The sequence below is a fragment of the Pseudomonas lopnurensis genome (assembly GCF_015070855.1).
Classification (GTDB): Bacteria; Pseudomonadota; Gammaproteobacteria; order Pseudomonadales; family Pseudomonadaceae; genus Stutzerimonas; species Stutzerimonas lopnurensis.
In genome coordinates, this window is the sequence record NZ_JADDIX010000056.1 from 25307 (window position 1) to 33333 (window position 8027).

Here is an 8027-nt window from a genome sequence, read left to right on the forward strand (position 1 = left end):
TGGCGACGCACCCAACTACCACGAAAATCAGTTGGGATTTGCATCACGTTTTTTATCGGTTTATTTGACGGCTCATGGGGCCTGGATTTATTTAAGCGATCGTTTGGCCGGTTTGGATTCTGGCCATAACTTTTTGGTTGCTTTTCAGGGATGAAACTATGGCCGATCAGCGGCAGGAGTCAGCGGATCATTCCGCTTTGGATAGCGGTCTCGCCTGCCTGATTATGCTGGCGCGTTTCCACAACGTAGCCGCCTCGGCCGAACAACTGGCGCATGAGTTCACCGAAGACGGACGGGCTTTTGGCCGCGCCGAGCTACTTCTCGCCGCCAAGCGACTTGGCCTGAAGGCGAAGTCCGCACGCAGTACGCTGAAGCGTCTCGCCCATACACCCTTGCCCGCCATCGCAGCCGACCAGGATGGCTGCTTCTTCATCATCGCCCGCATCGACGAGGGCAAGGGCCAGGCCCTGATCCATGACCCGCAGGCACAACGGCCCGAAGTCGTGGAGTTGGAACAGCTGCAGGCCCGTTGGGCCGGCGAGCTGATCCTGATCCGTTCCGAAGCCTCGCTGGCCGGCGAGTTGTCGCGCTTCGACTTCACCTGGTTCATCCCGGCCATCGTCAAGTACCGCAAGCTGCTTGGCGAAGTGCTGCTGGTGTCCTTCGTGCTGCAGATCTTCGCGCTGCTCACGCCACTGTTCTTCCAGGTGGTGATGGACAAGGTGCTGGTGCATCGTGGCCTGTCGACACTGGACGTGATCGCCATCGGCCTGCTCGGCATCATGATCTTCGAGACCTTGCTCTCCGGTCTGCGCAGCTACGTGTTCGCGCATACCGCCAGCCGTATCGACGTGGAGCTGGGCTCCCGCCTGTTCCGCCACCTGGTGACCTTGCCGCTGGCCTATTTCCAGGCCCGCCGGGTCGGTGATTCGGTGGCGCGGGTGCGCGAACTGGAGAACATCCGCAGCTTCCTTACCGGCAATGCCATCACGCTGATACTCGACGTGCTGTTCTCGGTGGTGTTCATCGCCGTGATGTTCTTCTACAGCGGCTGGCTGACCCTCGTGGTGATTCTTTCATTGCCGCTGTACTTCGTGATCTCGTTGCTGATCACCCCGGTTCTGCGCGCTCGGCTCAACGAGAGCTTCTCGCGCGGCGCGGAGAACCAGGCCTTTCTGGTCGAGACGGTCAACGGCATCGACACGTTGAAATCCATGGCGGTCGAATCGCAGATCAATCGCAAGTGGGACAACCAGCTCGCGGGCTATGTGGCGGCCAGTTTCAAGACCCAGACCCTATCCACCCTCGCCAATGAAAGCGTCGGTTTCATCGGCAAGCTGGTTACCGTGGCCACCTTGTGGCTGGGCGCGCGGCTGGTGATCGAAGGTCATCTGACCGTGGGCCAGCTGATCGCCTTCAATATGCTGGCCGGCCGGGTTTCGCAGCCGATCATGCGGCTGGCCCAGTTGTGGACCAACTTCCAGCAGACCGGCGTCTCGGTGCAGCGCCTGGGCGATATCCTCAATACCCGCACCGAACTGTCCCAGGCCACCCGTAGCGCCCTGCCGCCATTGAAGGGGCAGATCGAGTTCGACCAGGTGCATTTCCGTTACCGACCGGATGGCTCGGAAGTCCTGCGTGGTATCAGTCTTCACATCCAGCCCGGCGAGATAATCGGCGTGGTGGGCCGCTCCGGTTCGGGCAAGAGCACCCTGACCCGTTTGTTGCAGCGCCTGTACACCCCCGAACGCGGCCGGGTACTGGTCGACGGCATGGACCTGGCGCTGGCCGATGTGTCCTCCCTGCGCCGACAGATCGGCGTGGTGCTGCAGGACAACATGCTGTTCGCCCGCAGCATTCGCGAAAACATCGCCCTGACCGATCCGGGCGCGCCCATCGAGCAGGTGATGCAGGCGGCAAGCCTGGCGGGTGCCCACGAATTCATCCTGGAATTGCCGGAAGGCTACGACACCGTGGTCGGCGAACATGGCGCATCGCTGTCCGGCGGGCAGCGCCAGCGCATCGCCATCGCCCGCGCGCTGATCGGCAACCCGCGCATCCTGATCTTCGACGAGGCCACCAGCTCCCTGGACTACGAGTCCGAGCGCATCATCCAGCAGAACATGCAGGCCATCTGCCAGGGACGCACGGTCATCATCATCGCCCACCGCCTGAGCGCCGTGCGCGATGCCCACCGTATCGTCGTAATGGACCGTGGGCAGATCGTCGAACAAGGCACCCATGCCGAACTGCTCACCCACCAGGTCGGCCACTACTCGCGCCTGCATCGTCTGCAACAGGGCTGAAGCGTATGACCGGACACCCTGTAGGAGCGAGCTTGCTCGCGATCGATCTGCCAGGCCGGCGCCGCTCGGTCAGGCCGTCCCACTCACCGACGAGCAGCGCCCAAGCATGAGCCGACCTTCAGCCTGCCGCGACCTGATCGACCGTTACCGCCAGGCCTGGCGCCACTCCTGGCGTCAGCGCAAGGCCATGGACGCCCCATCACGCCTGAATCACGAGGTACATTTCCTGCCCGCCGCCCTGGCCCTGCAGGAAGCGCCGGTGCATCCCGCGCCGCGCATCATCCAGTGGACCATCATGGCCTTCGCCGCGCTCGCGGTGCTCTGGGCCTGCATCGGCGAAATCGACGTGGTCGCCACCGCGACCGGCAAGGTCGTGCCCAGCGGCAAGAGCAAGGTCATCCAGCCCAGCGAAGTGGCCGTGGTCAAGGCGATCCACGTTCAGGATGGTCAGACCGTCAAGGCCGGGGAACTGCTGGTGGAGCTGGACACCCAGATCACCGGGGCCGACGTCCAGCGCCTGAAGAGCGACCTCCTGGCCGCCCAGGTGGACAGCGCACGCGCAAGCGCCTTGCTCGAATCCATAGAGACGGATCGGGAACCCGCCTCGCTGGCGGCTCGCATCCCCCAGGCCTCCGAGGCGCAGCAACTTTCGGCGCAGACCTGGCTGAGGGGGCAGTATCTCGAGCTGAAAAGCTCACTGGAGCAGAGCGACGCCGAAATTGCCCAGCGCGTGGCGGAAATCCAGGCGGCCCGCGCCTGGGTCGCCAAATTGCAGGAGTCGCTGCCCATCACCCGCCAGTTGGCGGCGGACTACAGGCGCCTGCTGGACAAGGCCTATATCGCCAAGCATGCCTGGCTGGAGAAGGAACAACTGCGCCTCGACCAGGAGCGGGAACTGGCCGTGCAGCAAGCCCGGGTCTTGGAACTGCAAGCGGCCAGGCAGCAGGCAGAGGGGCGCCGCCAGGGCGTGCTGGCCCAGACCCGCCGGGCCATGCTCGACCTGCTGCATGAGTCGGAACAACGCTCCGCCGGCCTGCAACAGGAATTGCACAAGGCCGAGCAGCGCGACCGGCTGATGCGCCTGACCGCTCCAGTCGACGGCACCGTCCAGCAACTGGCCATCCATACCCCCGGTGGGGTGGTTACCGAGGCCCAGCCGCTGATGGTCGTCGTGCCCAGCAACCAGCCGGTGGAAGTCGAGGCCCTGCTGGAGAACAAGGATATAGGTTTCGTGCGCCCGGGCCAGGAAGTGGAGGTCAAGGTGGATACCTTCACCTTCACCAGGTACGGCGTGGTGCATGGCACGGTGCAGAGCATCTCCGACGATGCCATCGAGGATGAACGGCTGGGGCTGGTGTACAGCGCACGGATACAGCTCAGGGAAAACAGCATCCTGGTTGGCAGCCAGCAGGTGCCGTTGTCGCCGGGGATGGCGATCAGGGCAGAGGTGAAGACCGACAAGCGCAAGGTTATTGATTACTTCCTAAGTCCTTTAAAACAATATATGGATGAGAGCCTAAGCGAGCGGTAAGTGCTAAATTGCAGGTTAATAAATGATATTTGATTTTATCTGGCAGCTAATTTTTTATTACCTGGGCCTTTATACGCTTAAGATCATTAGTCTAGGGGAGTTTTCCGATAGAAAAGCAAACCCCATAATATCTTTACTTGGTTTTTTTGTGCTGATCGTGTTTGCTTTTATAATCTATTCCATATTAAATGACTAAAGGTATGAGTATTGAAAAGATTGCGGAAAAGTTTGGAGTTGCAGCCGTGGTTAACGCTATTGCAGGTGCGAAGGTTTTAGGTGTTGGGGCTGCCATTCATTCAGAGCCTATTGGTGGCTATGGAGATCCAAATCAGATTAATGGGTATACTTATAATCCCGCCGATGGTAAGTGGTATAAATCTCCGTCGGCGCCTGATTATGGGCAGTACGGTTGGCTAGAGCCAGCTGACTCCTCTATGGCTGAAAGATTAGTTTATCTATGGCTGAACATGTTTATATGGTGGCTTTAGGGGCGGGAGTACTGTTTTATGGAGAACGTTCAAAGCTTGTGGTAGCTACTTTGGCAGTCTCTGCCTGCATGGTGTTTTTTCCTGAACATAGTGTGTTGAGAGGGTCGGCTGGATCAGTTGGTGTTAAGAGAATAGTCATGAGCTGCCTTGCAGCGGCATTATTGCTGGCTGCCCCTATGATTATTCTGGGCTCTTCGAAGCCTACCGAGATGGTAGTGCTTTTCATTGCTGTATATCTGGCTGCAAGGCCTTATGGGCTTTTTACTATTGCGATGATGCAAACAGCAGGTGTGAGAAATGAATAGCTATGAAACTACTAAGAGAGATAGGTGGGAAAATGAGTAATAAAATTGTTTTAAAGAGGGGCTTTTTTTATATGGTCGCTTTTTGGCTGGTGTCAAGTACTCTGTTGGGTTTTTTGTTTGGGTTACAGGAGGTAGACGCTCCTTATGTGACGAAAAGATATGCCTGGGTAGGGGGGTATATTGAAAATTATTCGAAATTTAGCTGGGCGATGTTTTTTTTGTTGATGGAGCTTCCGGTCTTGTTGCTTCTATCTTGCAGATATGGTGTCAGTCGTGTGGCTATTAGCGGTAAGGCAATAGTCGCGTTTGTTGCTGTAGTTATCTCATCATTGCTCGGCTTGCTAGGTATGATCGAGCCGAGAGGAGGCAATGCCTTTTCACGGTTTGTTCGAGTTTTGATGGTGGAGTTTGATTGGCTGGGGGCATTGTTGTTCTTCATGTTGCTGGCCTATTCTTTTTGGGCTTCATTATTGGTTCTGATTAATAGCAAAGGAAGGAGTGAGAAAAATGTCTGAGGAAGCTGTTTCTGCTGAAGGCTTATTTCAGGATTACTGGTCTAGTGTTTCTGGCGGACTATCCAGCACGCTAAGCAGTATATCTAATAGCTATGCACAAGCTGATTATGCCAACGCAGCAAAAAGAGCTGAAATAGCAAACACTCTGGCCTCTCAGTACGAGTACTTTTCAACTCGAGCAGCAGAACTTTCCAAATCCGCCGATCAGGCTGGTTTGGATATGAAAAAATCAGCTCAAAATGCTCTGGATAGCGCGTCCTTGATGTTCAGACAGCAGGCGGAAGCCCTTAGGACTCAGGGACTAGATGCATTTAGCAAAGTAAACGCTGATCTATTAAGCGGGCTAAATAGAGAGCTTCTAGCTAAGACAGGCGGAGTTTTGGGCCCTTTAGGAGATGTTCTTGATATAGGTCTGAAGTCAATAGAAGGGGACTATTATGGCGCTGCTGGAGCTTTCATTGGAGCTGTCGCAGGTGCAGCTTTAGCGGCAGCTTTAGTAGGGCTGACGGGATGGATTTCAATTCCGCTGGCAATTGGCTTTAGTATTCTTACAGGAGAAAGTTTTGAGTCACTATTCAATTATCTTGATCCATTAGGCATAAATTCAGACGTAAATACCAACTTCGATCTCGCCCTAAAAACAGCCTCCCCCATCGTCCTAGATCTCGACGGCGACGGTATCGAAACCTTCGGTGCCGATGGCCAGGTGCTGTTCGACCACGATGGCGACGGTGATAAACACGGAACCGGCTGGGTCAAATCCGACGACGGCCTGCTGGTGCTGGATCGTAACGGTAATGGCACCATTGATAATGGCCTGGAGCTGTTTGGCGAAAATACATTGTTGGCAGACGGTAGCAAGGCCCGCGACGGTTTTGAGGCCATGCAGGCAGTTGATCAAAACGGCGATGGCAAACTGGATGCGAACGATGCCGTCTGGGCCGATCTGCGCGTCTGGCGCGATATGAACGGCGATGGTATCAGCCAGAATGGTGAACTTTTCACACTGGCAGATCTGGGTATAAAGAGCATTGGTACTGGTTCCGACGGCAAGAAGCAGAACTTGGGTAACAATAACCATGTTGATGGTTTCGGTACCTTCGAGTGGGATGAAAACCGTGGTGGTGGCACGGGTGTCAGTGGCGACGTTTATTTCGAGGATAACCAGTTCTACCGTGAGTTCGGTGAATCCATAGAGATTCCGAGCGAGCTGACAGATATTGCCAATATGCGCGGTTCGGGCGCAGTTCGTGATCTACGAGAAGCAGCGGTAACCAGCGCTTCACTACGCGATACTATTGTCAACTACTCCCAAGCCGAAACTCGCTCGGAGCAGCAGGCCTTGCTGAACCAGTTGGTTAATGCCTGGGCGGGCAGTGCAAGCTTCCGGACATTCGATGAGCGCGTGGAAGACCTGGGAGAGGGAAAGTTTTACAATGTTGAGTTCTCCTATACTTGGGATATCGAGAATCGCATTCCTGGTCTGGCCGGTGGCGGATCAAGTGGCTCTGCAGAAGCTGGTGGCCTCTTGGGCGACACGCCTACCGGTTGGAACTTTGATAAGGATCCAACAGCAGAACAGCTTAAAAATAAAGAGCTGCTGGAAATGGTGCGAGTACTTGAGGTCTTCAATAATCAGTATTTCTTTGAATTTCAGTCCTCGACGCAGAACGAGAGAACTGGCTTGATCGGCGTGTCCTATAAGGCTGGAGCACAAAGCAGGTCCGGCGGCGCCCGGATGCCTTTAGGCAACACACTATATCTGACCGAAGAAGATTTCAGCTTCGGACCTCAACAGGAAGCCAATATCAGAAAGGCCTACCAGGCTCTATTGGACTCCGTCTACGATGGGCTGCTTCTGCAAACCCGCCTCAAACCTTATATGGACGCGGTATCCATAACCATCGGAGAAGATGGTGTCAGTCTGGACTTCAGCGCAGCGCTGGAAAAGCTTGAAGAAGCGCATACCCGCAACCCGGTCAAGGCTATAGTCGACATGTCTGAATTCGCATCGATGATGGCTGGTAGCCGAGGCTGGGCGACGAACGAGATCGTGGTCATTGGCGAGTGGGTGCGCCAGTTAGACTCCTCTCAACTCGGAGAACTTCAACAGCAACTAGGTGCCGACCAGAAAGTCATCATCGATACAGAGACCGGTACGACCCTTCAAGGGGGCGCGCGCTCAGACTTCCTCTTCGGAGAGGGCGGTAACGACTATCTGTATGGAAATGCTGGGGCAGACTTCCTCGATGGGGGCGAAGGTAGCGATCGTCTGTATGGTGGGGATGGAAATGACATCCTCTACGGCGGAGCAGGCAACGACACCCTCAATGGCGATGCCGGTAATGATGTTCTCGAAGGCGGCGCCGGCAACGACACTCTCAACGGTGGCGTCGGCAGCGATATCTACCGCTTCGGCCGTGGCTGGGGGCAGGACACCCTCAACAACTACGACACCAGCGCCAACAAGGTGGATGCCATCGTCTTCGCTGAAGACATTGTGCCCGACGATATCGTCATCGCCCGTTCCGGCACCAACCTGATCCTGTCGCTCAAGGACAGCACCGACAAGATCACGGTCAGCAGCTACTTCAGCAATGACGGCACCAGCGCCTACCGATTGGAGGAAATCCGCTTCGCCGATGGCACCACCTGGAGCATCGACCAGGTCAAGGTCATGGCGATCCAGAGTACCGACGGCAACGACACCCTGACCGGCTACGCGACGGACGACCATCTGAGTGGTGGCTTGGGTGACGACTCCCTCTATGGTGAAGCGGGTAACGACCTGCTGGATGGCGGTGAGGGCAATGATCGTCTCTATGGTGGCAACGGCGACGACACCCTGATCGGCGGAGCCGGTAATGACACCCTCAACGGCG

General features: G+C 56.2%; 6 protein-coding genes. All 6 read left to right on the top strand.

Annotated features, from left to right (window positions below; genetic code table 11):
- The first annotated feature begins 158 nt into the window (after positions 1-158).
- Positions 159-2306, top strand: a complete 2148-nt coding sequence (locus IN820_RS11055; RefSeq protein ID WP_193681032.1) for a type I secretion system permease/ATPase — start codon at positions 159-161, stop codon at positions 2304-2306.
- 106 nt (positions 2307-2412) lie between these two features.
- Positions 2413-3837: an HlyD family type I secretion periplasmic adaptor subunit gene (locus tag IN820_RS11060; protein WP_193681033.1), complete on the top strand. Its 1425-nt coding sequence runs from the start codon at positions 2413-2415 to the stop codon at positions 3835-3837.
- Between the two features lie 200 nt (positions 3838-4037).
- Positions 4038-4325 (top strand): hypothetical protein, encoded by a 288-nt coding sequence (locus IN820_RS11065; RefSeq protein WP_193681034.1) that lies wholly within the window; start codon positions 4038-4040, stop codon positions 4323-4325.
- Positions 4295-4630: a hypothetical protein gene (locus tag IN820_RS11070; RefSeq protein ID WP_193681035.1), complete on the top strand. Its 336-nt coding sequence runs from the start codon at positions 4295-4297 to the stop codon at positions 4628-4630. The genes IN820_RS11065 and IN820_RS11070 overlap by 31 nt, the downstream gene beginning before the upstream one ends.
- A 32-nt stretch (positions 4631-4662) precedes the next feature.
- Positions 4663-5145: a hypothetical protein gene (locus tag IN820_RS11075; RefSeq protein WP_193681036.1), complete on the top strand. Its 483-nt coding sequence runs from the start codon at positions 4663-4665 to the stop codon at positions 5143-5145.
- On the top strand, positions 5138-8027 hold a 2890-nt coding region (locus IN820_RS22860; protein ID WP_328822100.1), incomplete at its 3' end, for a calcium-binding protein. The genes IN820_RS11075 and IN820_RS22860, both read left to right, overlap by 8 nt.

Excerpts from the sequence above, each read along its gene's own strand:
- IN820_RS11055 (WP_193681032.1), top strand. The coding sequence starts at position 159 with ATGGCCGATCAGCGGCAGGAGTCAGCGGATCATTCCGCTTTGGATAGC.
- IN820_RS11070 (WP_193681035.1), top strand. The coding sequence starts at position 4,295 with ATGGCTGAACATGTTTATATGGTGGCTTTAGGGGCGGGAGTACTGTTT.
- IN820_RS11060 (WP_193681033.1), top strand. The coding sequence starts at position 2,413 with ATGAGCCGACCTTCAGCCTGCCGCGACCTGATCGACCGTTACCGCCAG.
- IN820_RS11065 (WP_193681034.1), top strand. The coding sequence starts at position 4,038 with ATGAGTATTGAAAAGATTGCGGAAAAGTTTGGAGTTGCAGCCGTGGTT.
- IN820_RS11075 (WP_193681036.1), top strand. The coding sequence starts at position 4,663 with ATGAGTAATAAAATTGTTTTAAAGAGGGGCTTTTTTTATATGGTCGCT.